This is a genomic window from Shewanella sp. 10N.286.48.B5 (assembly GCF_002874355.2).
Lineage (GTDB): Bacteria > Pseudomonadota > Gammaproteobacteria > Enterobacterales > Shewanellaceae > Shewanella.
Map to the genome: position 1 here is coordinate 422,752 of NZ_MCVG02000003.1, position 23,272 is coordinate 446,023.

The 23,272-nt window shown below is 44.8% G+C and carries 18 protein-coding genes, 3 rRNA genes and 1 pseudogene; 15 read left to right on the forward strand and 7 right to left on the reverse strand.

Annotated elements, in window-relative coordinates; genetic code table 11:
• Positions 1–118 precede the first annotated feature (118 nt).
• Positions 119–673 carry a menaquinone-dependent protoporphyrinogen IX dehydrogenase gene (gene hemG, locus BCU57_RS18840; protein ID WP_102436444.1) on the forward strand — a complete coding sequence of 185 codons (555 nt, stop codon included), beginning with the start codon at positions 119–121 and terminating at the stop codon, positions 671–673.
• 48 nt (positions 674–721) lie between these two features.
• On the opposite strand, the gene BCU57_RS18845 is transcribed toward hemG, so the two are convergent.
• Genes BCU57_RS18845 through def form a run of 5 tightly spaced genes read right to left on the reverse strand, consistent with a single transcriptional unit; the run spans position 722 to position 6,407 of the window.
• A complete protein-coding gene (locus BCU57_RS18845; protein ID WP_102436446.1) occupies positions 722–2,164 on the reverse strand; it encodes a TrkH family potassium uptake protein in 1,443 nt (480 codons plus the stop codon).
• Positions 2,165–2,183: 19 nt separating this feature from the next.
• Positions 2,184–3,593 (reverse strand): Trk system potassium transporter TrkA, encoded by a 1,410-nt coding sequence (gene trkA / locus BCU57_RS18850; RefSeq protein WP_076541730.1) that lies wholly within the window; start codon positions 3,591–3,593, stop codon positions 2,184–2,186.
• A 29-nt stretch (positions 3,594–3,622) separates the two neighbouring features.
• Entirely contained in the window at positions 3,623–4,906 is a 1,284-nt protein-coding gene (gene rsmB / locus BCU57_RS18855) for a 16S rRNA (cytosine(967)-C(5))-methyltransferase RsmB (RefSeq protein WP_102436448.1), read from the reverse strand.
• Positions 4,906–5,886 carry a methionyl-tRNA formyltransferase gene (fmt, locus tag BCU57_RS18860; RefSeq protein ID WP_102436450.1) on the reverse strand — a complete coding sequence of 327 codons (981 nt, stop codon included), beginning with the start codon at positions 5,884–5,886 and terminating at the stop codon, positions 4,906–4,908. The genes rsmB and fmt overlap by 1 nt, the downstream gene beginning before the upstream one ends.
• Before the next feature lie 8 nt (positions 5,887–5,894).
• Positions 5,895–6,407: a peptide deformylase gene (gene def, locus BCU57_RS18865; protein WP_206747546.1), complete on the reverse strand. Its 513-nt coding sequence runs from the start codon at positions 6,405–6,407 to the stop codon at positions 5,895–5,897.
• Positions 6,408–6,542: 135 nt separating this feature from the next.
• Between def and BCU57_RS18870 the strand changes: the two genes are divergently transcribed.
• From BCU57_RS18870 to BCU57_RS18900, 7 genes and pseudogenes are all read left to right on the forward strand, one after another.
• Positions 6,543–7,646 (forward strand): LysM peptidoglycan-binding domain-containing protein, encoded by a 1,104-nt coding sequence (locus tag BCU57_RS18870; RefSeq protein ID WP_198589321.1) that lies wholly within the window; start codon positions 6,543–6,545, stop codon positions 7,644–7,646.
• An 83-nt stretch (positions 7,647–7,729) separates the two neighbouring features.
• Positions 7,730–8,743 carry a DNA-processing protein DprA gene (gene dprA, locus BCU57_RS18875; RefSeq protein WP_102436454.1) on the forward strand — a complete coding sequence of 338 codons (1,014 nt, stop codon included), beginning with the start codon at positions 7,730–7,732 and terminating at the stop codon, positions 8,741–8,743.
• 2 nt (positions 8,744–8,745) lie between these two features.
• Positions 8,746–9,219 (forward strand): DUF494 family protein, encoded by a 474-nt coding sequence (locus BCU57_RS18880; protein ID WP_076541718.1) that lies wholly within the window; start codon positions 8,746–8,748, stop codon positions 9,217–9,219.
• A gap of 132 nt (positions 9,220–9,351) precedes the next feature.
• A complete protein-coding gene (locus tag BCU57_RS18885) occupies positions 9,352–9,915 on the forward strand; it encodes a type I DNA topoisomerase (protein ID WP_102436456.1) in 564 nt (187 codons plus the stop codon).
• Between the two features lie 93 nt (positions 9,916–10,008).
• On the forward strand, positions 10,009–10,575 hold the full coding sequence (locus BCU57_RS18890; RefSeq protein WP_102436458.1) for an L-threonylcarbamoyladenylate synthase: 567 nt from the start codon (positions 10,009–10,011) through the stop codon (positions 10,573–10,575).
• A gap of 39 nt (positions 10,576–10,614) precedes the next feature.
• Complete coding sequence (gene hemF, locus BCU57_RS18895; protein WP_102475877.1) at positions 10,615–11,535, forward strand: oxygen-dependent coproporphyrinogen oxidase; 921 nt, start codon at positions 10,615–10,617, stop codon at positions 11,533–11,535.
• A 198-nt stretch (positions 11,536–11,733) separates the two neighbouring features.
• Positions 11,734–11,894, forward strand: a pseudogene (locus tag BCU57_RS18900) (coproporphyrinogen III oxidase); the annotation flags it as partial.
• A 177-nt stretch (positions 11,895–12,071) separates the two neighbouring features.
• On the opposite strand, the gene BCU57_RS18905 reads toward BCU57_RS18900, so the two are convergent.
• Complete coding sequence (locus tag BCU57_RS18905) at positions 12,072–12,509, reverse strand: group II truncated hemoglobin (RefSeq protein ID WP_102436288.1); 438 nt, start codon at positions 12,507–12,509, stop codon at positions 12,072–12,074.
• Positions 12,510–12,695: 186 nt separating this feature from the next.
• Here BCU57_RS18905 and BCU57_RS18910 point away from each other — a divergent pair, with 186 nt between their 5' ends.
• The 4 genes from BCU57_RS18910 to BCU57_RS18925 are packed head-to-tail and all read left to right on the forward strand — an operon-like array spanning position 12,696 to position 16,524.
• Complete coding sequence (locus BCU57_RS18910; RefSeq protein ID WP_102436286.1) at positions 12,696–14,078, forward strand: amidohydrolase; 1,383 nt, start codon at positions 12,696–12,698, stop codon at positions 14,076–14,078.
• 11 nt (positions 14,079–14,089) lie between these two features.
• The gene (locus tag BCU57_RS18915; protein ID WP_102436284.1) at positions 14,090–15,358 is read left to right on the forward strand and encodes an amidohydrolase family protein; all 1,269 of its coding nucleotides are present in this window, start codon (positions 14,090–14,092) and stop codon (positions 15,356–15,358) included.
• 46 nt (positions 15,359–15,404) lie between these two features.
• The gene (gene aroE, locus BCU57_RS18920) at positions 15,405–16,220 is read left to right on the forward strand and encodes a shikimate dehydrogenase (protein ID WP_102436282.1); all 816 of its coding nucleotides are present in this window, start codon (positions 15,405–15,407) and stop codon (positions 16,218–16,220) included.
• Between the two features lie 25 nt (positions 16,221–16,245).
• Positions 16,246–16,524, forward strand: coding sequence for a DUF1488 domain-containing protein (locus tag BCU57_RS18925; protein ID WP_102436280.1), 279 nt, complete (start codon positions 16,246–16,248; stop codon positions 16,522–16,524).
• 74 nt (positions 16,525–16,598) lie between these two features.
• Here the strand turns inward: BCU57_RS18925 and BCU57_RS18930 are convergent, their stop codons facing one another.
• Positions 16,599–17,150, reverse strand: coding sequence for a gamma carbonic anhydrase family protein (locus BCU57_RS18930; protein WP_102436278.1), 552 nt, complete (start codon positions 17,148–17,150; stop codon positions 16,599–16,601).
• Between the two features lie 617 nt (positions 17,151–17,767).
• Here BCU57_RS18930 and BCU57_RS18935 point away from each other — a divergent pair.
• From BCU57_RS18935 to rrf, 3 genes are all read left to right on the forward strand, one after another.
• Positions 17,768–19,310, forward strand: a 16S ribosomal RNA gene (locus BCU57_RS18935).
• 377 nt (positions 19,311–19,687) lie between these two features.
• A 23S ribosomal RNA gene (locus BCU57_RS18940) occupies positions 19,688–22,579 on the forward strand.
• A gap of 158 nt (positions 22,580–22,737) precedes the next feature.
• A 5S ribosomal RNA gene (gene rrf / locus BCU57_RS18945) occupies positions 22,738–22,853 on the forward strand.
• Together the 16S, 23S and 5S rRNA genes form the textbook arrangement of a ribosomal RNA operon.
• Positions 22,854–23,272 lie beyond the last annotated feature (419 nt).

A 23,272-nucleotide genomic window follows, 5' to 3' on the forward strand; every position in this document is an offset into this window, starting at 1 on the left:
AGATCTCAATTTTATCATCTAATTATATGAGACGTTTCTAATTTGTGATCAAAGAGCACGATTATAATAGCCTTTTTTGTAACAATGGCTGCTTATTCAAGCAACAATCGGTGTTGAAATGGCAAAAACTTTAGTTATTTATTATTCAAGAGGTGGGCATACTGCACAAATTAGTCGTGCAATTGCAGAGCAGATTGTCCATAACGGTCATCAGTGTGATGTGGTCAATATTCTTGATAATAACCATGCTGACATTGATTGGGCAAGCTATGATGTTATTGCGTTAGGGGCTTGTGTTTTATATGGTTCTTATCATAAGTCGGTATTTGAATTTGTTAATCGTTACCAACAACAGCTGAGCAGCAAGCCCAATAGCTTTTTCTGTGTCAACGTTGTGGCACGTAAGCCTGAAAAACGCATTCCAGAAAATAATAAATACCTACAAAAGTTTATTGAGCTTTCACCTTGGCAGCCACAAGATGTCAAAATCATTGCAGGTAAAGTGAATTACCCATCGTGGACTTGGTATGACAGCTTGGCGATTCGCTTAATTATGAAAATGACTGACGGCCCGACTGATCCTAAGAGCGTGATTGATTACACTGATTGGGAAGATGTGAAAGTGTATGCCGATCATGTAGTCAGCCTTGGGGTTACAGCGGTCGCGAGCTAGCTCTTTGAGTTAGCTTGTTACGTTAGTACTTCAAGCTAGTGCGTCTAATTAGTACTTCCAAAATTTGGGGGCGAACAGTACCGCCACGGTAATGATTTCTAATCGCCCCAATAACATTCCAAAAGCCAGCGCCCATTTAGCGGTATCCGGTAAGCTGGCAAAATTACCCGCAGGCCCAATAACAGGCCCAAGACCTGGGCCGACATTAGTTACCGCAGTAATGGCGCCTGAAATACTGGTTACAGGATCTAAGCCTGTGAGCACCAAGGTCACCGCAAGTAATATAATCACAATCAAAAACAGCATGATAAAGGCCATAATTGAGCGAATAATATCATTATCAATGACGCGATGATTATAGCGCTTACTGACTACAGCTTGAGGATGGACTTGTTGAGTTAATTGCTGGAGCATGACTTTAAGTGAAATCTGAAAGCGAAATATTTTAATCCCACCAGAGGTCGAGCCGGAGCAGCTACCAGCAAACATCAGAAATAAAAAACTGATACTGGCAAAAGCGCCCCATGCCTGATAATCGGTTAAGCCATAGCCAGTCGTTGTAACCACTGATATGACATTAAAACTGGATAAACGAATAGCATCGATAAATGCCATATCTGACTTCAACCATAACCAAACCCCAAGGGTTACCGACACCAGTACAATAAATTTAACAAAGCCCTTAACTTGTTCGTCATTCCATATCTTTAAGGTTTTTTGTTGAATGCTTTGCACAAACATTAGCAGTGGTAAACCTCCCGCGGCCATAAACACAATTGCTACCCAATGGGCTGCTGGAGTGAAAGCTGACATTGAGCTGTCAGACGTTGAATAGCCGCCAGTAGACAGTGTGGTCATTGCATGGTTAATAGCTTCAAACCAATGCATCCCAGACAAGTGATAGGCCAAGGCACATAACACAGTAAGCACGGCATAGACTTCAAAAAGGTACTTGGCCATATGTTGGGTACGCGGAGTGGTTTTGTCGCTCCAGTCTGACGACTCGGTGCGAAACAGGCGCATACCACCGACATTGAGAAAAGGCAGAATGGCTACCGCCATGACAATAAAACCGATCCCACCAAGCCATTGTAATAGGGATCGCCAAATTAAAATGCTGTGGTCCATGTCGTCTAAGCCTGACAGCACAGTTGAGCCTGTGGTGGTGATGCCGGACATGGTTTCGAAAAAGGCGTCGGTATAGTTAATACCGTGGTAAAGGGTGAAAGGTAAGGCGGCAAATAAACTGACTACCAGCCAAGTCATGCTGGTGAGAAAAAACATATCGCGGATATTAAGGTTAACGTCGCTGCTGCGGCCAGCTTGAATACATAAAATCGCAACGAGGCCGCTAAACAACCCGGACATCATAAATGCGCCGATAGTTTCTTCATGATAAAACAGCGCAAAAGCCATTGGCACCAGCATGAAGCCAGTGAGAATAGATAAAAAAGCGCCAATGACAAACAGTAGCGGTTTTAAATTCAGCATAGTGCCATTAATGGTGACGCTAGAAGAAAAACGCGCTCGGTTGGAACAGCTTTTCTACATCGCCAATGAACTTTTTATTTACTAAAAATAGAATCACATGATCTCCTTCTTCAATGACGGTTTTATCATGACCCATAATCACTTCATCATTTCTAACGATAGCGCCAATGGTCGTTCCTGGGGGTAATTTTATGTCGCTGATTTGCTTGCCGACCACTTTTGAGGTGGAAGAACTGCCATGGGCAATGGCTTCGATAGCTTCAGCTGCGCCGCGACGTAATGAGTAAACATTACAAATATCGCCTTGGCGGATATGGGTCAGTAAGGCTGAAATGGTGGTTTGCTGCGGCGAAATTGCAATATCGATATTGGCTTCTTGGACAATATCCACATAGGCTTCACGTTGAATAAGCACCATGACTTTTTTGGCGCCCATTCGCTTAGCTAATAGCGCCGACATAATGTTAGCTTCGTCATCATTGGTGACAGCTATAAACACATCTGTTTGGTCAATGTGCTCTTCTTGCAGTAACTCTTGATCCGATGCATCACCGTTAAATACTGTGCAGTTTTCTAACCTTTCTGACAGGCTTTCTGCGCGCTCTAAACTGTGTTCAATGAGTTTGACTGAGTGCTTTTTTTGTAATCTTTTTGCAAGGCCATAACCAATATTACCACCACCGGCGATCATGATATTACGGTAAGAATTATCCAGCTTTTGCATTTCACTCATCACCGCTCGCACATGGCGGGTGTCGGCAACGAAAAACACTTCATCATCGGCTTCGATAATGGTGGTACCGCGGGGCATAATCGCTTTGCCTTTACGGAAAATAGCCGCGACCCGGGTATCAATATTCGGCATATGTTCACGCAGCGTTGCCAGCGCGTTACCCACTAATGGCCCACCATAATAAGCCTTAATGGCCACTAGGCTTAATTTGCCTTTAGCAAACTCGAGTACTTGCAGTGCGCCAGGGTATTGCACTAAACGTTCAATATAGGCGGTAACAAGTTGCTCTGGGGCAATCAATTCATCAATAACAAAGCCACCACGTAATTTGGTGTCACTGTTTTTAACTTCGGTATTGATGAACAATTTGTCGCGCTGCTCAAGGTAAGCTTCTGAGCGGATCCGGGCTATTTTGGTTGGGGTGCCAAATAAGCTGTATGCAATATGGCATGCAGCCATATTGCATTCATCACTATTGGTGACTGCAATTAGCATATCGGCATCTTCTGCGCCGGCCCTTTTTAAGGTGCTCGGGTGAGCACCATGGCCGATGACGGTTTGCAAATCGAATTTATCTTGTAAGTATTTAACTCTGGCGCGGTTATTATCCACTAAGGTGATGTCGTTATTTTCACCGACGAGGTTTTCAGCCAGTGTGCCGCCAACTTGGCCTGCGCCCAAAATAATAATTTTCATTGCTGTGCGGGTATCCCTACTAAACGAGCTTAAAGCGCTTTAACTAAACGTGCGTAGTAAAAGCCATCACAATTGTTTTGGCCTGGTAGCAATTGCCAACCAATATCATCAGCAGATGATTGTTGGGCGATTGGTACTAATGTCGCATCGCTTGTTCTTTGTAAAAATTGCTCTATTTGCTGGCTGTTTTCTTCTGGCAAAATTGAGCAAGTGGCATAAAGCATGGTGCCGCCGGGTTTCAGCCATTTCCAGCAATGATCAATGATTTGTTGTTGCAGTAAAGCCAGTTCATCAATATCACTGTTTTTACGTAGCCACTTAATGTCAGGGTGGCGACGAATGACACCGGTTGCAGAGCAAGGGGCATCTAATAAGATCCGGTCAAACTTTTCACCTTGCCACCAAGTATCAATATTGGCTGCATCACCATGAATAACTTGCGCTTTTAATTGTAATCTGTCCAGATTTTGTTGCACACGCTCTAAGCGTTTTTCATCAAAATCTACCGCGACTAGACTAATGTTTGGCGCAGTTTCTATTAGATGGCAGGTTTTTCCGCCGGGTGCAGCACAGGCATCAAGAACCAGTTCATTAGTTTCTGGTGCTAATAGCGTTGCTGCCCACTGCGCGGCCCCATCTTGTACTGAGGCTGAGCCTTCAGCAAAACCGGGTAATCGCATTACATCTGTTGGACTAGCAAGTAAAATCGCATCATCACTCGCACCGGCACTGGCTTCTACTTCTTGTTCAGCAAGTAGCGCTAAGTATTGCTCACGGGTTTGTGATAGCTGATTGTTGCGCAGCCACATTGGTGGGCGTTGATGGCTTTGCTCAATAACTTGTTGCCATTGATCTGGGTAGGCCGATTTTAGGCGTTTAATAAACCAAGCAGGAGTATTGTATTTCAGGGTGTCGTTGTCAGTATTTAGTGGTGCTTCTTTACGTTGAATATTACGAAGAACACCATTAACCACTTTAACTAAACCATCAAATTTCATTTGGCGGCAGGCTTCAGCGGTTTCTGAAATGGCCGCATGAGCAGGAATTCGAGTGAAGTAAAGCTGATAACAACCCACCAATAATAATTGGTGCAATATACGCTGCTTACCTTTAAAGGGTTTGCTTAAGCAGTCACTGACACATTTATCCAGTTGTGGCAGTTGACGCATTACGCCATAACAAAGTTCTGCTAATAGGGCTTTGTCTTTACCATTTTCGAGATGTTGTTGTTGATCTGGCAAGGCCACCGATAGTGAAATGCCTTTCTCAAGTACATTGAAAATGGCTTTGGCTGCGAGCGCTCTAACATTCATTATGGCTGTGCCTCATTGTCTTCTTTCGCGACTGGGTTAAAGTTTACCCCTGGGGCAAACCAGTCTGCGCGTGAGTTAAGAATATCTGCGACAGGCATTTGCTTTTTACCCGGTAATTGCATGACTTGTAGCTGCAAAGAGCCTTCGCCTGTAGCGACGGTGACACCTTGCTTATTGCTGTCTAGTACGGTACCAGGTGTGGCATTACTATCAACAGCATTATTGTAACTCGCTTGCCATACCTTGATGGTATTGCCTTGGTGGCTAAAATGACTAGCTGGCCAAGGGTTAAAGGCGCGAATTTCTTGCCATAATTGTTTCGCAGGCTTAGTCCAATCTATTTGAGCTTCTTCTTTAGATAACTTTTCAGCATAGTTAGCTAAAGATTCATCTTGTTGTTCAGCAACGAGGGTGCCTTTGCTTAAACCTTCAAGCGCTTCTATTAACGCTGGCGGTCCTTGTTCGGCTAATTTGCTATACAAGGTTGCAGAAGTGTCGGTGTCTTCAATTTTAAGCGACGTTTTAAGTAACATGTCACCAGTATCTAAACCGATATCCATTTGCATAATCGTGACGCCAGTTTCGCTGTCACCAGCCCAAAGCGCGCGCTGGATTGGCGCGGCGCCACGCCAGCGAGGCAATATAGAACCGTGTACATTAATACAACCCAGTTTTGGCGTATCTAATACTATCTTTGGCAGGATTAATCCGTATGCAACGACGACCATAATGTCAGCGTTTAAGGCAGCAAGCTCTGCTTGGGCATCCTCTTTGCGTAATGATGGCGGCTGATATACAGGGATATCGTTGGCAACAGCAAGCTGCTTTACCGGGCTTGCTTGCAGTTTTTTGCCACGGCCCGCAGGTCTATCTGGCTGCGAATACACCGCAATCACATTGTGGTCGGAATTAATAAGTGCCTGCAAATGTAAAGCGGCAAAGTCTGGCGTGCCAGCAAAGATAATATTTAACGGTTTCAAATGGAGTCCTATGCTTCTTTTGCTTCTAAACGGGCTTCTTTCTCAAGTTTAGTCTTGATACGGTCACGTTTCATTTTTGACAAGTAATCGACGAACAACTTGCCTTTTAAATGATCCATTTCGTGCTGTAGACAGATGGCAAATAGCTCATCCGCTTCAACCGTAAACTCTTTACCGTGACGATCTTGGGCTTTTAAGGTAACAAATTCAGCACGATCAACTTTAGCGTAAATGCCCGGAACCGAAAGACAGCCTTCTTCATTAGTGAGCTCGCCGCTTTTGCTGACAATCTCAGGATTAATGAAAATGGTCGGACGCTCAACTTCATCCTGCAGGTCCATCACAATTAATTGTTGATGGAAATCTACCTGAGTAGCCGCAAGTCCAATGCCTTTTTCCTCGTACATTGTTTCAAGCATGTTATCTATTTGGGTTTGCAAAACCTCACCAAAATCGGTGACAGGCTTAGCAACTGTGCGTAATCTTTCATCTGGAAAACGTAAAACTTTTAATAATGGCATATATAAACTCTTAACAAGTCTGTCAAATTTCAGCCAGTTAGCTATACTGGCTTGGTTAATGGGTTAATTTTAATCCTTACTGACTATCAATAACAGCAAAAGCTCTAATAAAGAGCTAAACACATGGAATGAACCATGAAACGGATATTTTTACTCGCGTTTTTGACACTAAGTACCATAGCCTCAACCTTGGTTTTGGCTGATAAATTAACATTAAAGTCTGGTCACCCCGATTCATATATCGTTAAAAAAGGCGATACGCTGTGGGATATATCAGCCTTTTTCTTAGACGATCCTTGGCGTTGGCCTAAATTATGGGGCGCAAATCCACAGATTGCGAACCCGCATTTAATTTATCCTGGCGATCGACTCACCTTAGTGTTTATCGATGGACAACCACGGTTAGTATTAAAGCAGCATATCAAAAAAGGCCCTGAAGGGCGCATTAGCGACAAAGGTGGTCCAATCCCAGCTATTGATTTATCACTGATCCAGCCTTATTTGGTGCAAAACCGAATCGTAGACCCAGAATGGCTTGATGGCTTGCCAATGATCCTTGCTGGTGAAAGTCCATCTCGTCATCATACAGTAGGAGATGTGGTTTATATTAATGCCAATTTACCTGTTGGTGAAAAGCTGGCGGTATACCAAGAAGGTAGAGAGTTTTTTGATAAAGAAAATAGCGAGTTACTAGGGCAAGAAATTATTTTGACTGCCAGTGGTCGAGTGATTGAATCTGGCGACATTTCAAAAGTACAATTACTGAGTAACTTACGCGAATCGAAAGCCGGTTTTAAAGTTGCACCGGTAGAAGATGAAGCGCTGATGTCAGCTTACTTTATTCCTAAAGCGGCGCCAGAGTCTGTGCCTGCTAACGTGTTAGCCATTGAGAAAGATATTCGTGAAGTTGGCAAGCTAGATATCGTTTATCTTGATAAAGGGGCTGTTGATGGTATCGACACCGGTCATGTGTTTGGTATTTATCGCAATGGTGAAACCATTGTCATCAATAGTGACGGCATGCCGGTATCAACCATTGATCGTAGTGCTTACGACAACTTAAAAGCCAAAATATCTGACGATAATGCTATTACCATGCCTGATATTTTCCATGGCAAGTTAATGGTGTTTAAAGTTTTCGAAAAGACCAGTATGGCGATTATTATTGCCAATGAACGTCCTGTGCGAGTTGACGATAAGTTAGTCACCCCTAAGACGACTGAGTTAAAAGGCGAGTAATCGATAATAAACTGGTCGACTGGCTAGTTGTTTGTGCAGTATCCGGGCTAGGACCCGCCCGGATTCAACAATTATTAACTCAAATGGATGTTGAGGAATTACGGCAACGTTTAGAGTTTGAAAAGCAGTCTTTGCCATTATCGGCAAAGCTGCTGTCTCAATGCCAAATTGATTTTGATAAAGTTGATTTGGCCATTGAGTGGCTTAATCTATCCCCGCAACATCACATTGTTACTTTGTCAGACCCTGACTATCCCGCATTACTGCAACAAATATCAGATCCTCCCGGAGTGTTATTTATTAAAGGCCAACTCGAAGCCTTGCTACGACCTTCAATTGGCATGGTGGGGAGTCGCAATGCATCCGTTGGTGGTTTGAATATGGCAAAGGCGTTAGCCACAGAGATGGTTCAGATGGGCTTTTCAATAACCAGCGGTATGGCGGCTGGGATTGATGGTGCAGCCCATAAAGGAGCAGTAGACAGTAATGGCGTAACCCTTGCGGTATTAGGTACTGGTGTTGAATGTATTTACCCTAAACGCCATAGCAATTTGTATCACCAAATCCAGCATCAAGGTTGTGTACTGAGTGAGTTTTGGCCGCAGGTTGGCCCCTATGCAGGTAACTTTCCTCGGCGAAATCGCATTATTAGTGGTTTATCACTGGGCACGATTGTTGTGGAGGCAACGCGCAAAAGTGGCTCGTTGATCAGTGCGCGCTTGGCGATGGAGCAAAATCGAGAAGTGTTTGCAGTGCCCGGCTCGGTGCTCGGTGGCTATAACCAAGGTTGCCATGACTTGTTAAAAAATGGCGCTAAATTGGTAGAATGTGCAACAGATGTTGTTGAAGAATTGTCCGCATTGACGCAGTTTCACCTTGAAAATGTCGCTAATCGTCACCATATAGCAGATAATACAACAAATTTGCCATTTTCTGCGCTGTTAGCTAGTGTAGGTTATGAGGCTACTAGTTTAGATGCAGTAGTCGAGCATAGTGGAAAGTCGATAGATCTGGTGTTAGTTGAAATGCTTGAACTTGAATTACAGGGCCAGGTGGCACAAGTGCCTGGTGGTTACGTCAGATTAGAGAGGAGATAACCATGTTTGATATCCTCATGTACCTTTTTGAAAACTATGTTCATAGCGAAGTAGAGCTATTAGTTGACGAAGATGAGCTTACCAAAGAGTTAACCCGAGCAGGTTTTCATCAAGCAGATATTTTGAAAGCCCTGTCTTGGCTAGAAAGATTGGCTGATTTACAAGAAGGTGATAAACCTTACTTGTGCAATCATGCCCAGCAGTCATTCCGTATTTATACCAAAGATGAAATGGATAAATTGGATGTTGAGTGCCGTGGGTTTTTATTGTTTCTTGAACAAATCCAAGTGCTCAGTGTTGAAACCCGTGAAATGGTCATCGAACGGGTGATGGCGCTAGATGAAACCACCCTAATCTTGGAAGATTTAAAGTGGGTGGTGTTGATGGTGTTATTTAATGTACCAGGCAACGAGTCTGCTTATGAGCAAATGGAAGATCTTATTTTTGAACAGCCTGATGGGCGGTTACATTCTTAAGTCTTTAAACCTATTGTCATGAGTTAACTAAATAAGGAGGCTAGGCCTCCTTTTTTGATCGTCAGCTTGGCTATTTTGTCATCCCTGTGTAACCTGAATAGGGTGACACCTTTATGTAATATTGAGAGTAAAATGTCTAAAATCGATCAGCAATTGTTTACTGTGCACGAGCATGCTTTGGAGAAAGAGTTTGAACTCTGCCCAAAGTGTGGCTGTGAGTTGTCAGTTAAAAATAGTAAACATGGTGGATTCATAGGCTGTAATAATTATCCTACTTGTGACTTTACGCGGCCTCTAGTTCAACATGAGTCCATTGAAACTCAAGTGATAGAAGGCTCTGAATGCCCAGAGTGTGGCAATGAGCTGGCAGTTAAGTCTGGCCGTTTTGGTATTTTTATTGGCTGTACTCACTATCCTGAATGTACTCACATTGAAAAACACGATCACGATGAAAATGCAGAGGTTATCAACTGCCCCCATTGTAAAAAAGGCCATTTAGAATCTCGTACCAGTCGCTTTGGTAAAACCTTTTTTGCCTGTAATACTTACCCTAAATGTAAGTACTTAGTGAATTTTCCGCCCCATAATGAATCTTGCCCTGAATGTAATTTTGGTATTTTAGTTGAGCGTAAGGGCGCAGCTGGAAGCCGTTTAGAATGCCCGCAGAAATCATGTAAATATAAGCGTCCAATATAACTTTTTTGACTCTATTCGCCTTATCTCAGTATTTGTTCATATCCTTATTGTCTGTATAATTTATCGATAATTTATAAGATTAAAGGGTATTTCATGCAATTGTTGCATCCAACAGATGTTACTGAAGTGTTTGAGCAAGGAGAGGTGTTTGCTTATCCCACTGAAGCCGTTTATGGCCTTGGCTGCGATCCTGATAACCTATCAGCTATTCAAAAGTTACTTGAAATCAAACAACGTCCTTGGCAAAAGGGCGTTATCCTAGTTGCCAGCGACTATAAACAACTGCAGCCCTATATTGATGAATCACAACTCACAGAGGCACAACTTGCCTTTGCCTTTAGTAAGTGGCCAGGGCCTTTTACCTTTGTGATGCCAATTAAGTCAGAGGTTAGCCAATTATTATGTGGCGAGTTTGATTCCATTGCGGTGCGAGTTTCGGCTCATCCAGTGGTAAAAGCATTATGTGACGCCACTAATAAAGCCATTGTTTCAACTAGTGCTAATTTAGCGGGTCATGCGCCCGCACTGACCATAGCAGAAATTCAAGATACTTTTTCCACTACTGTTGCGGCTGTGATAACTGGTGATCTTGGTGCTCAGCGCCAGCCTTCAACCATTATCGATGCTCGTAGCGGCAAAATATTACGTAACGGACAGTAATTTAATAAAAATAATCGAATAAACAATAAGGAATTTGATATGGCAATGCCTGATGCCGCAGTCGTAAAGCAGTACCTGTTATCCCTACAAGCCAATATCTGTGCTGGTTTAGAAGCGTTAGATGGAAAGGCCAGCTTTCAAGCGGAATCGTGGGAGCGCGCCGAAGGTGGTGGTGGCACCAGTAAGGTGATGACCGCAGGCCATGTATTTGAACAAGCTGGTGTTAACTTCTCCCATGTGATGGGCGCAGCAATGCCGGCATCAGCCACCGCGCATCGTCCAGAGCTAGCTGGACGTAGCTTTGAAGCTATGGGCGTGTCATTGGTTATCCATCCTAAAAATCCTTTTATTCCTACAACTCATGCGAATGTGCGCTTTTTTATTGCCCATAAAGATGGCGCTGATCCCGTATGGTGGTTTGGTGGCGGGTTTGATTTAACTCCTTACTATCCATTTGAAGAAGATGTGGTTTCATGGCATCAAACCTCGGCCGATATTTGCGCCCCATTTGGTGATGAGGTTTATCCCAAATATAAAAAGTGGTGTGATGAATACTTCTTTTTGCCTCATCGTAATGAAACCCGTGGGGTCGGTGGATTATTCTTTGATGATCTCAATGAGCCTGGTTTTGATAAGAGTTTTGAGTTTATGCAAGCCGTGGGTAATGGTTTCTTAACGGCTTATTCGCCGATTGTTGAGCGTAATAAAGATCTTGAATATAACGATGATGAGCGCCAGTTCCAACTGTACCGTCGAGGCCGTTATGTTGAGTTTAATTTGGTTTATGACCGTGGCACTTTATTTGGCTTACAAACCGGTGGTCGCACTGAGTCTATTTTGATGTCTATGCCGCCCTTGGTTCGCTGGGAGTATGGCTTTACCCCAGAAGAAGGCTCCCAAGAGGCGGAGCTATACGAGCGCTACCTTAAACCACAAGATTGGTTGAAGCTGGAAAGCTAGCTTTAAATGAGTCGGTATAATTTAGTCGACAGATTGGTGGGGCGGAATCGATTCTAATGTCTATGCTTCATCATTAGTTCGCTGGGAATATGGCTTTACCCCAGAAGAAGGCTCCCAAGAGGCGGAGCTATACGAGCGCTACCTTAAACCACAAGATTGGTTGAAGCTGGAAAGCTAGCTTTAAATGAGTCGGTATAATTTAGTCGACAGGTTGGTGGCGGTGCGGAATCGATTCTAATGTCTATGCTTCATCATTAGCTCGCTGGGAATATGGCTTTACCCCAGAAGAAGGCTCTCAAGAGGCGGAGCTATATGAGCGCTACCTTAAACCACAAGATTGGTTGAAGCTGGAAAGCTAGCTTTAAATGAGTCGGTATAATTTAGTCGACAGGTTGGTGTCGGTGCGGAATCGATTCTAATGTCTATGCTTCATCATTAGCTCGCTGGGAATATGGCTTTACCCCAGAAGAAGGCTCCCAAGAGGCGGAGCTATACGAGCGCTACCTTAAACCACAAGATTGGTTGAAGCTCGAAAGCTAATCTTTATTACGCATATTATTGGCAAGCTGCGAAATGGCCTGAAATATCACTTGTTGATGTTCAGGCTTTTTTATTGCCTCAGCAATGGCTTGCTCCATACAGGTTAACCATTGATCAACCATCGTTTGGTCAATATCAAACGGCATATGCCGTGCCCGTAATGCCGGGTGGCCATACTTTTGCTGATAAAGCTGTGGGCCACCTAACCAGCCACTTAAAAACTCAAATAACTTTTGTTGTGAATCTTTAATTGGAGCGCGATGAATAGCTAGTAGCGGCTGTGTGTCTTCACGGCTTTGCATCTGCTGGTAAAAGTTTTGGGCAATTAAGCGAATGGTCTTCTCGCCACCAATTAAATCATAGGCATTGGACTGATTTGGATCTCGGTCATCAGGTTGCGCCTTATTGCTAAAAAGTTTTTTTAACCAATTCATGGTATCGACACTGAGTACAAGTAATGAAAGTGGCTTGATTATAACGATTAATCCCGTTTATATCTCTCGCTTTACTAAGCCATAAACATATTTTGTTAATGTTTTGCTAAATTTATCTGTTGTGATGTCAGATGCTTATCGGATAACTTAGGCGTTCTAATAACAATAATAACGAGGACCGAGATCATGGCCAAGATGGCACCAAGATTAATTGTAATTGCGATTTCAACAGCCCTGCTTGGCTGTAACTCAGCCCAGCAAGACCCTAAAGTTAGTATTAATAAAAATCCCTACCCAAGTACTTACCAAGTGATGCCAAGAACATCGACCTTGCTGATTAACGCTACTGTGCTAACAGGTACAGGTGAAAGAATCGACGGCGCTGATGTCCTAATGGTGGATGGCAAAATTAATGCGGTTGGCAGGCAATTAAGTCAAGACAATGTCACTGTGATTGATGCTAGCGGTAAATGGATAACCCCAGGTATTGTAGATGTTCACTCCCACCTTGGCGTGTATCCAAGCCCTAGCGCAGATGCCCATGGCGATGGCAACGAAGTGACCTCTCCCAATACCGCTGAAGTGTGGGCAGAGCATAGCGTATGGCCGCAAGATCCGGGGTTTAATCGTGCCCGTGAAGGTGGTATCACCACTTTACAAATCTTACCTGGCTCTGCCAATTTAATTGGTGGTCGCGGGGTGACCTTAAAAAACATCCCAGCAACCACCATGCAAGGCATGAAGTTCCCCCAAGCCCCTTATGGATTGAAAATGGCCTGTGGTGAAAACCCTAAAGGTGCCTATGGCAGAAAGCGTAAAGAAGCGCCCATGACCCGAATGGGTAATATGGCGGGTTATCGTCAAGCTTTCATTGAGGCCACTGAGTACAAGCGAGCTTGGGATAAATATGATGCGGATTATGCTGCGGGTTTAAACCCATCAGCGCCAGAGCGAGATCTTACCAAAGACACTTTACGCGGCGTGTTAGAGGGTGACATTTTAATTCATAACCATTGTTATAAAGCGGAAGAAATGGCGATGATGGTGGATTTAGGCAAAGAGTTTAACTATCACTCCGGTACATTCCACCATGCAATTGAAGGTTATAAAATAGCTGAGTTGTTAGCTGAAAATGGTAACTGCGCCGCAATGTGGCCTGATTGGTGGGGCTTTAAAATGGAAGCCTATGACATGGTGGTTGAAAATGCAGCCATCGTAGATGCGGTTAACAACTCCTGCGCTGTGGTGCATTCCGACTCTAGCGTGACCATTCAGCGCCTTAACCAAGAAACCGCCAAAATTATGCATAGTGCTAATCAAAACGGTTTTGATCTAAAAGAAGAACACGTTATTGGTTGGATCACCTCGAATGCGGCCAAGTCATTAGGTATTGCAGATAAAACCGGTTCCCTTGAAGTGGGTAAAAACGCCGATGTGGTAATTTGGAATAGCAATCCATTTAGTGTGTATGCCAAAGCTGAGCAAGTGTTTATCGATGGCGCCAAAATGTTTGATCATCAAGACGATGCTTACCGCGCTAAAAGTGATTTCATGCTAGGTCAACAATAAGGAGCAATACAATGAAAAAGTTTAACCAATCACTGGTCGTTGGCGCTATGCTCGCGAGTTTGACCCCAATCATCGCGTCTGCTGCAACCACGGCAATTACTAATGTTAAGGTATATACCTCAACTGAACAGGGCGTACTTGATAGTGCTACGGTTGTCATTGAAGATGGCCACATCATCGCTGTAAATGCCAAGCAATCAAATGACTCAGCAGTTATTGCGGATAATATTATTGATGCAAAAGGCAGTGTATTAACCCCAGGCTTTATTGGCTCAATGAACTACTTAGGTTTGGTGGAAATCGGTCAAGAAAAAATAACCCGTGATGTTAATGCTAAAGACGCTGATATCAGCTTCGACCCAAGCTTAGCCTTTAACCCTAAAAGTAGCGCAATTGCCTTTGCCCGCAAAGGCGGCATTAGCCGCAATATCGTGGTACCAGGTGGTGGAGAATCAATTTTTTCAGGCCAAGCTATTGAAGTCGAGCTAACAGGACACTGGGATAGTGTGGTCGCAACTGAAAAAGCCGTATTGGTGCAGTTAGGCGCAGTGCATGAAGGCTCACGTATTATCGGTATGCAACAACTGATTAATAAACTTGAAGCAAGACAAACAGCTTTAGCTGCGGATAAACAAGCTGATGCTAAAAAAGCCGATGCGACAAAACCGCCAAGCAAAGAAGAGTTACTACTCAATGCTGTACTTGCAGGTGATATCACTATGGTGGTTGATGTCGACAGAGCCAGTGACATCTTGCAACTAATTAACTTAAAAGCTCGCTTTAACCTTGATTTGGTATTACTTAAAGCTGCCGATGCTATTGTGGTTGCAGAGCAATTGGCCGCCGCAAACATACCTGTGGTGATGGACGCGATGCGCAATTTACCTGAAAGTTTTGACTCTTTACATAATTCACTGGATAACGCCGGAAAATTAAGTAAAGCTGGGGTCAAAGTGATACTGGCGACACCGGGTGATGCCCATGGCATTTATGGTTTACGTTACGCAGCAGGTAATGCGGTTGCCAATGGCATGGATTATAATCAAGCCATGGCGTCAATAACCGCTAATGTTGCTGATATCTTCCATCTAGATGCTGGTCGCATTGCCACAGGAAAACCTGCAGATATGGTGCTTTGGAGCGGTGATCCATTTGAGTACAGTAGTGCGATTCAAACAATGTGGATTAACGGTGAAGTGCAAAACATGCAAAGTCGCCAAGATGAGCTACGCGACCGCTATATTCAGAAGTCGACTATGCCACAAGCTTATACTCAATAAGCCATGCTCATAAGTTGAATTAATAATTAGGGAATAGAGAAAGTTAATGACCGATAAGTATGCAGTATTTGGCAATCCAATTGCACAAAGTAAATCGCCATTCATTCATACTGAGTTTGCGCGTCAAACTGGACAGGACATTAGCTATCAAGCAATTCTTGCACCTGTGGATCAGTTTTCTCAGTCCCTAATGGCTTTTTTCAATGACGGTGGCAAAGGCGCCAATGTAACCGCGCCTTTTAAAGAGCAAGCTTATGCCATTTGTGATGAGTTAAGTGATCTTGCAAAACTGGCAGGAGCCGTGAATACCCTTATCTATTTAGCTGATGGACGAATTCGTGGTGACAATACCGATGGTATTGGCTTAGTAAACGATGTCATGCAGCACTTTGGTGCTTTAAAGGGTAAGCGTGTATTGTTAATCGGAGCGGGTGGCGCAGCACGGGGTTGCCTTAAACCATTACTAGAATCACAGGCTCAAGTAACCATATGTAATCGGACTTTTGCTAAAGCACAAACCTTGCAAGCTATTTTCGCTGAGTATGGACGTGTGCAGGCAACTCCCATCGATGAGCTCAATAACAGCTTTGATATTGTGATTAATTCGACTTCAGCCGGATTAGCCGGTGAGTTGATTAAATTACCTGAACAGATCATAGCAAGTCACACCAACTGCTATGACATGTCATATGGTGCTGACACTACCTTATTTAACCAATGGGCTTTAGCAAACGGCGCGCAATCCGTTGCCGATGGTTTAGGAATGCTGGTGGGACAAGCTGCACAAAGCTTTTATATTTGGCGCGGTGTTAAACCGGCTACTCAGGCTATTCATCAAACGCTAAGAGCACAACTTAAATAAACCAATAAAACACCGAGTACTCAAGATGAACCAAAGTGTAATATTTACCGATCTCGTTGAATGGAATACTCAACAACAAACAATGCTGTTTAGTGCTCAAGTGCAAGGCATGAATATCAATTGCATTGTTAGCAAGGAAAAGTTGTTACAGCTAATAAGCAGTGAACAAACTGCAGCTGAACAACCTATGCAAGCAGAACAGGCATTAGCAATATTCGAACGAGTACGTTTTGATCTAGAAGATATAGCCGAAGAGATGATAGAAGCAGAAGAATTTGATCCGCAGGGAAACATTACTATATAAGAGTCTTATCGCTTTACACAATCAATTATAGCCCTACTAGCTATTTCTATCATAACAGTAGGGCACAATTATAATTATCTTGTAGTCTGCAGATCTACTAAGTATTCATTTTTCAATCTGACATAGTTATCAGCTGATTGTGGTAAGAAAGCTATTTCATTATCAGTTAAGGGGCGAACCTGTTTACAAGGGCTTCCTACATAAAGAAAACCACTTTGCAGTACTTTCCCTGGTGGCACTAAAGAACCTGCGCCGATAATCACATCATCCTCAACAATCGCGCCATCCAATAAAATGGCTCCCATGCCAACCAAGACCCGATTACCAACCGTGCAACCGTGCAGCATAGCTTTATGACCAATAGTGACATCATCACCAATGATCAGCGGATTACCCTCAGGCTTTGATGGAGACTTGCGGGTCACATGAAGAACTGAACCATCCTGCACATTACTGCGCTTGCCAATACGAATAATGTTCACGTCACCACGGGCAGCGACCATAGGCCAAATACTCGCATCATGGTCTAGGGCGATATCACCCACTAAAACAGCTGTACTATCTACATAGACATTATCTGCCAATTGAGGATGAATACCTTGATAACAACGAATAGAGCTAAACATATAAAATCCCTGATTTGTTTAATTGCACCCAGTATAAAGCCAAAAAGTCGCTGTTGGGGGCTAAAAATGCATAAAAACTAGCTGATTAGTTTAAAATCCCAGCAAGCAAACAGGTAAAGGCATTTTTATGCATAAAAGCCCTTGCGCTAAATCTTAACTTGCCTATAATGCGCATCCACTGACACGGCGACAGGCCAATAGCCTCAAGGTGTTAGCGTTAATTAAGCTGCTTTTAAAGCGTCATAATTAACCGGTTGAAAAGCATTTTAAATTAACGTTAAAAATGACTTGACGCCAACAACGGGAAGTGTAGAATACGCATCCCTAAGCCAACGACCTAGCGTCAAATGGCCGCTGATATGAAAGATTATTTCTTACATAATTAGCAACGCTCTTTAACAAATCAAACAAGAAATCTGTGTGGACACTCACAGGTGTTGAGTTAATCGAAATTGCTCATTCTTTCTCGTAAAGAGTGAAGCAATCAAAATTATTATCAATGTAACGATGAGTGTTCATAGCAATATGTAACAAACGTTTTAGAGATTCTTACGAGTCTTTAAATCGAAATCAGAATTCATTGAGCCGAAACATTTTCGAATGTTTCAACAAAACTTTAATTGAAGAGTTTGATCATGGCTCAGATTGAACGCTGGCGGCAGGCCTAACACATGCAAGTCGAGCGGTAACAGGAATTAGCTTGCTAATTCGCTGACGAGCGGCGGACGGGTGAGTAATGCCTAGGGATCTGCCCAGTCGAGGGGGATAACAGTTGGAAACGACTGCTAATACCGCATACGCCCTACGGGGGAAAGGAGGGGACCTTCGGGCCTTTCGCGATTGGATGAACCTAGGTGGGATTAGCTAGTTGGTGAGGTAATGGCTCACCAAGGCGACGATCCCTAGCTGTTCTGAGAGGATGATCAGCCACACTGGGACTGAGACACGGCCCAGACTCCTACGGGAGGCAGCAGTGGGGAATATTGCACAATGGGCGAAAGCCTGATGCAGCCATGCCGCGTGTGTGAAGAAGGCCTTCGGGTTGTAAAGCACTTTCAGTAGGGAGGAAAGGTTAACGGTTAATAACCGTTAGCTGTGACGTTACCTACAGAAGAAGGACCGGCTAACTTCGTGCCAGCAGCCGCGGTAATACGAGGGGTCCAAGCGTTAATCGGAATTACTGGGCGTAAAGCGTACGCAGGCGGTTCATTAAGCCAGATGTGAAATCCCCGGGCTCAACCTGGGAATTGCATTTGGAACTGGTGAACTAGAGTCTTGTAGAGGGGGGTAGAATTTCAGGTGTAGCGGTGAAATGCGTAGAGATCTGAAGGAATACCGGTGGCGAAGGCGGCCCCCTGGACAAAGACTGACGCTCATGTACGAAAGCGTGGGGAGCAAACAGGATTAGATACCCTGGTAGTCCACGCCGTAAACGATGTCTACTCGGAGTTTGGTGCCTTGAGCACTGGGCTCCCAAGCTAACGCATTAAGTAGACCGCCTGGGGAGTACGGCCGCAAGGTTAAAACTCAAATGAATTGACGGGGGCCCGCACAAGCGGTGGAGCATGTGGTTTAATTCGATGCAACGCGAAGAACCTTACCTACTCTTGACATCCAGAGAATTCGCTAGAGATAGCTTAGTGCCTTCGGGAACTCTGAGACAGGTGCTGCATGGCTGTCGTCAGCTCGTGTTGTGAAATGTTGGGTTAAGTCCCGCAACGAGCGCAACCCCTATCCTTATTTGCCAGCGCGTAATGGCGGGAACTCTAGGGAGACTGCCGGTGATAAACCGGAGGAAGGTGGGGACGACGTCAAGTCATCATGGCCCTTACGAGTAGGGCTACACACGTGCTACAATGGCGTATACAGAGGGTTGCAAAGCCGCAAGGTCTAGCTAATCTCACAAAGTACGTCGTAGTCCGGATTGGAGTCTGCAACTCGACTCCATGAAGTCGGAATCGCTAGTAATCGTAGATCAGAATGCTACGGTGAATACGTTCCCGGGCCTTGTACACACCGCCCGTCACACCATGGGAGTGGGCTGCACCAGAAGTAGATAGTCTAACCTTCGGGAGGACGTTTACCACGGTGTGGTTCATGACTGGGGTGAAGTCGTAACAAGGTAGCCCTAGGGGAACCTGGGGCTGGATCACCTCCTTACCTATACGACTAACTTAATGTTTGTTGAGTGTTCACACAGATTGCTTGTTAACTTCTTCGGAAGTTGAGCGAAATGCGCCGCTGGCCGGTTAGCATTGTTCTTTAACAATTTGGAAAGCTGATAGTATTTAATACGATGATGTCTGTCGTTGTATTAATTACAAATCGTATTATTGGGAAATTAATCCTTTTCTGATAATACATTGAGTTCTCAAAACACTTTATTAAGTGTCTTGAATATTCTAAAAACTAAGGCGAATTTGTGTACTCGCAAGAGATGCAAATTATGTAATAAACCAGCTAGTTACGATACAGCTGTTAGGGCTACCCGCTCTAACAACGATTAAGTTTCCTTGTGAAACTCATTTGGGTTGTATGGTTAAGTGACTAAGCGTATACGGTGGATGCCTTGGCAGTCAGAGGCGATGAAGGACGTAGTAACTTGCGAAAAGCGTTGGCGAGCTAGTAACAAGCATTTGAGCTAACGATGTCCGAATGGGGAAACCCGGCCACATAAGTGGTCATCATAACGTGAATACATAGCGTTATGAGGCGAACCTGGGGAACTGAAACATCTAAGTACCCAGAGGAAAAGAAATCAACCGAGATTCCCCTAGTAGCGGCGAGCGAACGGGGATTAGCCCTTAAGTCTATGGGGTGTTAGTGGAATAAGTTGGAAAGCTTAACGGTACAGGGTGATAGTCCCGTACATGAAAACTAACCATAGATGAAAACGAGTAAGGCGGGACACGTGACATCCTGTTTGAATATGGGGGGACCATCCTCCAAGGCTAAATACTCCTGACTGACCGATAGTGAACCAGTACCGTGAGGGAAAGGCGAAAAGAACCCCTGTGAGGGGAGTGAAATAGAACCTGAAACCGTGTACGTACAAGCAGTGGGAGCGGTTCTTGAGACCGTGACTGCGTACCTTTTGTATAATGGGTCAGCGACTTACGTTTTGTAGCGAGGTTAAGCGAATAGCGGAGCCGTAGGGAAACCGAGTGTTAACTGCGCGTTTAGTTGCAAGGCGTAGACCCGAAACCGAGTGATCTAGCCATGGGCAGGTTGAAGGTTGAGTAACATCAACTGGAGGACCGAACCGACTAATGTTGAAAAATTAGCGGATGACTTGTGGCTGGGGGTGAAAGGCCAATCAAACTCGGAGATATCTGGTTCTCCTCGAAAGCTATTTAGGTAGCGCCTCGAGCGAATACCACTGGGGGTAGAGCACTGTTAAGGCTAGGGGGTCATCCCGACTTACCAACCCTTTGCAAACTCCGAATACCAGTGAGTACTACTCGGGAGACAGACGGCGGGTGCTAACGTCCGTCGTCAAAAGGGAAACAACCCAGACCATCAGCTAAGGTCCCAAAGTTATTGCTAAGTGGGAAACGATGTGGGAAGGCTTAGACAGCTAGGATGTTGGCTTAGAAGCAGCCATCATTTAAAGAAAGCGTAATAGCTCACTAGTCGAGTCGGCCTGCGCGGAAGATTTAACGGGGCTAAGCAATACACCGAAGCTATGGGTTTGCTCTTATGAGCAAGCGGTAGAGGAGCGTTCTGTAAGCGGTTGAAGGTGAAGGGGTAACCCACACTGGACGTATCAGAAGTGCGAATGCTGACATGAGTAACGATAAAGGGAGTGAAAAACTCCCTCGCCGAAAGACCAAGGGTTCCTGTCCAACGTTAATCGGGGCAGGGTGAGTCGACCCCTAAGGCGAGGCCGAAAGGCGTAGTCGATGGGAAACGGGTCAATATTCCCGTACTTCTGCTAACTGCGATGGAGAGACGGAGAAGGCTAGGCTAGCGCGGCGTTGGTAGTCCGCGTTTAAGGTTGTAGGCTGTAAACTTAGGCAAATCCGGGTTTACATTAGGCTGAGAGCTGATGACGAGTCACTAAGGTGATGAAGTAGTTGATGCCATGCTTCCAGGAAAATCTTCTAAGCTTCAGGTTAGTAGGAATCGTACCCCAAACCGACACAGGTGGTCGGGTAGAGAATACCAAGGCGCTTGAGAGAACTCGGCTGAAGGAACTAGGCAAAATGGTACCGTAACTTCGGGAGAAGGTACGCTGCTGTTGGTGATGGGACTTGCTCCCTAAGCTGACGGCAGTCGCAGATACCAGGTGGCTGCAACTGTTTATCAAAAACACAGTACTGTGCAAAATCGCAAGATGACGTATACGGTATGACGCCTGCCCGGTGCTTGAAGGTTAATTGATTGGGTTATCTTCGGAGAAGCTCATGATCGAAGCCCAAGTAAACGGCGGCCGTAACTATAACGGTCCTAAGGTAGCGAAATTCCTTGTCGGGTAAGTTCCGACCTGCACGAATGGCGTAATGATGGCCACGCTGTCTCCAGCCGAGACTCAGTGAAGTTGAAATTGCGGTGAAGATGCCGTATACCCGCGGCTAGACGGAAAGACCCCGTGAACCTTTACTATAGCTTGGCACTGAACATTGAACCTACATGTGTAGGATAGGTGGGAGACTTTGAAGCTTCGTCGCTAGATGGAGTGGAGTCAATCTTGAAATACCACCCTTGTAGTTTTGATGTTCTAACCGCGGCCCCTTATCGGGGTTCGGGACAGTGCCTGGTGGGTAGTTTGACTGGGGCGGTCTCCTCCCAAAGAGTAACGGAGGAGCACGAAGGTTGGCTAAGTACGGTCGGACATCGTACGGTTAGTGCAATGGCATAAGCCAGCTTAACTGCGAGACATACACGTCGAGCAGGTACGAAAGTAGGTCATAGTGATCCGGTGGTTCTGTATGGAAGGGCCATCGCTCAACGGATAAAAGGTACTCCGGGGATAACAGGCTGATACCGCCCAAGAGTTCATATCGACGGCGGTGTTTGGCACCTCGATGTCGGCTCATCACATCCTGGGGCTGAAGTCGGTCCCAAGGGTATGGCTGTTCGCCATTTAAAGTGGTACGCGAGCTGGGTTCAGAACGTCGTGAGACAGTTCGGTCCCTATCTGCCGTGGGCGTTGGATGATTGAAGGAAGCTGCTCCTAGTACGAGAGGACCGGAGTGGACGAACCGCTGGTGTTCGGGTTGTTATGCCAATAGCATTGCCCGGTAGCTACGTTCGGAATCGATAACCGCTGAAAGCATCTAAGCGGGAAGCGAGTCCTAAGATGAGTCATCCCTAGAGATTTAATCTCTCTAAAGAGCCGTTCGAGACTAGGACGTTGATAGGCAGGGTGTGTAAGCGTTGTGAGGCGTTGAGCTAACCTGTACTAATGACTCGTGAGGCTTAACCATACAACCCCCTAATGGGTTTTGTATACAAGCTGTGATTACAGACTTAGTGAAAGAATATATAGCGCTTAATGAAGTGCGAACTCAAAAAAATCTCGAAAGAGTTATCAGATTTCCGAATTATTATTTACTGCAATAGCGGTAGATAAAGCAAGAATTTGCTTGGTGACAATAGCATTGTGGTACCACCTGATCCCATCCCGAACTCAGTAGTGAAACGCAATCGCGCCGATGATAGTGTGGGGTCTCCCCATGTGAAAGTAGGTCATCGCCAAGCGCCTAATATCTCTCGTAAGAGAGTCGATAAAGCCCTGACTTAACAGTCAGGGCTTTTTTCGTTTCGGGCAAAAAGAATAAATCCTAACGCTGATAACTTGAGTCATTAGCTGCAACATATCAGCGTGAGCGATGAGTGTGGAAGAATGCCCATGTGAAAGTAGGTCATCGCCAAGCGCCTAATATCTCTCATAAGAGAGTCGATAAAGCCCTGACTTAACAGTCAGGGCTTTTTTCGTTTGGGGGAAAAGAATAAATCCTAACGCTGATAATTTGAGTTATTAGCTGCAACATATCAGCGTGAGCGGTGAGTGTGGACGAATGCCCATGTGAAAGTAGGTCATTGCCAAGCGCCTAATATCTCTCGTAAGAGAGTCGATAAAGGCCTGACTTAACAGTCAGGGTTTTTTTCGTAGTTGG

What these genes read in the sequence shown, in the direction of transcription:
- hemG (WP_102436444.1), top strand. Translation starts at nt 119, where the DNA reads ATGGCAAAAACTTTAGTTATTTATTATTCAAGAGGTGGGCATACTGCA.
- BCU57_RS18845 (WP_102436446.1), bottom strand. Translation starts at nt 2,164, where the DNA reads ATGCTGAATTTAAAACCGCTACTGTTTGTCATTGGCGCTTTTTTATCT.
- trkA (WP_076541730.1), bottom strand. Translation starts at nt 3,593, where the DNA reads ATGAAAATTATTATTTTGGGCGCAGGCCAAGTTGGCGGCACACTGGCT.
- rsmB (WP_102436448.1), bottom strand. Translation starts at nt 4,906, where the DNA reads ATGAATGTTAGAGCGCTCGCAGCCAAAGCCATTTTCAATGTACTTGAG.
- def (WP_206747546.1), bottom strand. Translation starts at nt 6,407, where the DNA reads ATGCCATTATTAAAAGTTTTACGTTTTCCAGATGAAAGATTACGCACA.
- BCU57_RS18870 (WP_198589321.1), top strand. Translation starts at nt 6,543, where the DNA reads ATGAAACGGATATTTTTACTCGCGTTTTTGACACTAAGTACCATAGCC.
- dprA (WP_102436454.1), top strand. Translation starts at nt 7,730, where the DNA reads ATGGATGTTGAGGAATTACGGCAACGTTTAGAGTTTGAAAAGCAGTCT.
- BCU57_RS18880 (WP_076541718.1), top strand. Translation starts at nt 8,746, where the DNA reads ATGTTTGATATCCTCATGTACCTTTTTGAAAACTATGTTCATAGCGAA.
- BCU57_RS18885 (WP_102436456.1), top strand. Translation starts at nt 9,352, where the DNA reads ATGTCTAAAATCGATCAGCAATTGTTTACTGTGCACGAGCATGCTTTG.
- BCU57_RS18890 (WP_102436458.1), top strand. Translation starts at nt 10,009, where the DNA reads ATGCAATTGTTGCATCCAACAGATGTTACTGAAGTGTTTGAGCAAGGA.
- hemF (WP_102475877.1), top strand. Translation starts at nt 10,615, where the DNA reads ATGGCAATGCCTGATGCCGCAGTCGTAAAGCAGTACCTGTTATCCCTA.
- BCU57_RS18905 (WP_102436288.1), bottom strand. Translation starts at nt 12,509, where the DNA reads ATGAATTGGTTAAAAAAACTTTTTAGCAATAAGGCGCAACCTGATGAC.
- BCU57_RS18910 (WP_102436286.1), top strand. Translation starts at nt 12,696, where the DNA reads ATGGCCAAGATGGCACCAAGATTAATTGTAATTGCGATTTCAACAGCC.
- BCU57_RS18915 (WP_102436284.1), top strand. Translation starts at nt 14,090, where the DNA reads ATGAAAAAGTTTAACCAATCACTGGTCGTTGGCGCTATGCTCGCGAGT.
- aroE (WP_102436282.1), top strand. Translation starts at nt 15,405, where the DNA reads ATGACCGATAAGTATGCAGTATTTGGCAATCCAATTGCACAAAGTAAA.
- BCU57_RS18925 (WP_102436280.1), top strand. Translation starts at nt 16,246, where the DNA reads ATGAACCAAAGTGTAATATTTACCGATCTCGTTGAATGGAATACTCAA.
- BCU57_RS18930 (WP_102436278.1), bottom strand. Translation starts at nt 17,150, where the DNA reads ATGTTTAGCTCTATTCGTTGTTATCAAGGTATTCATCCTCAATTGGCA.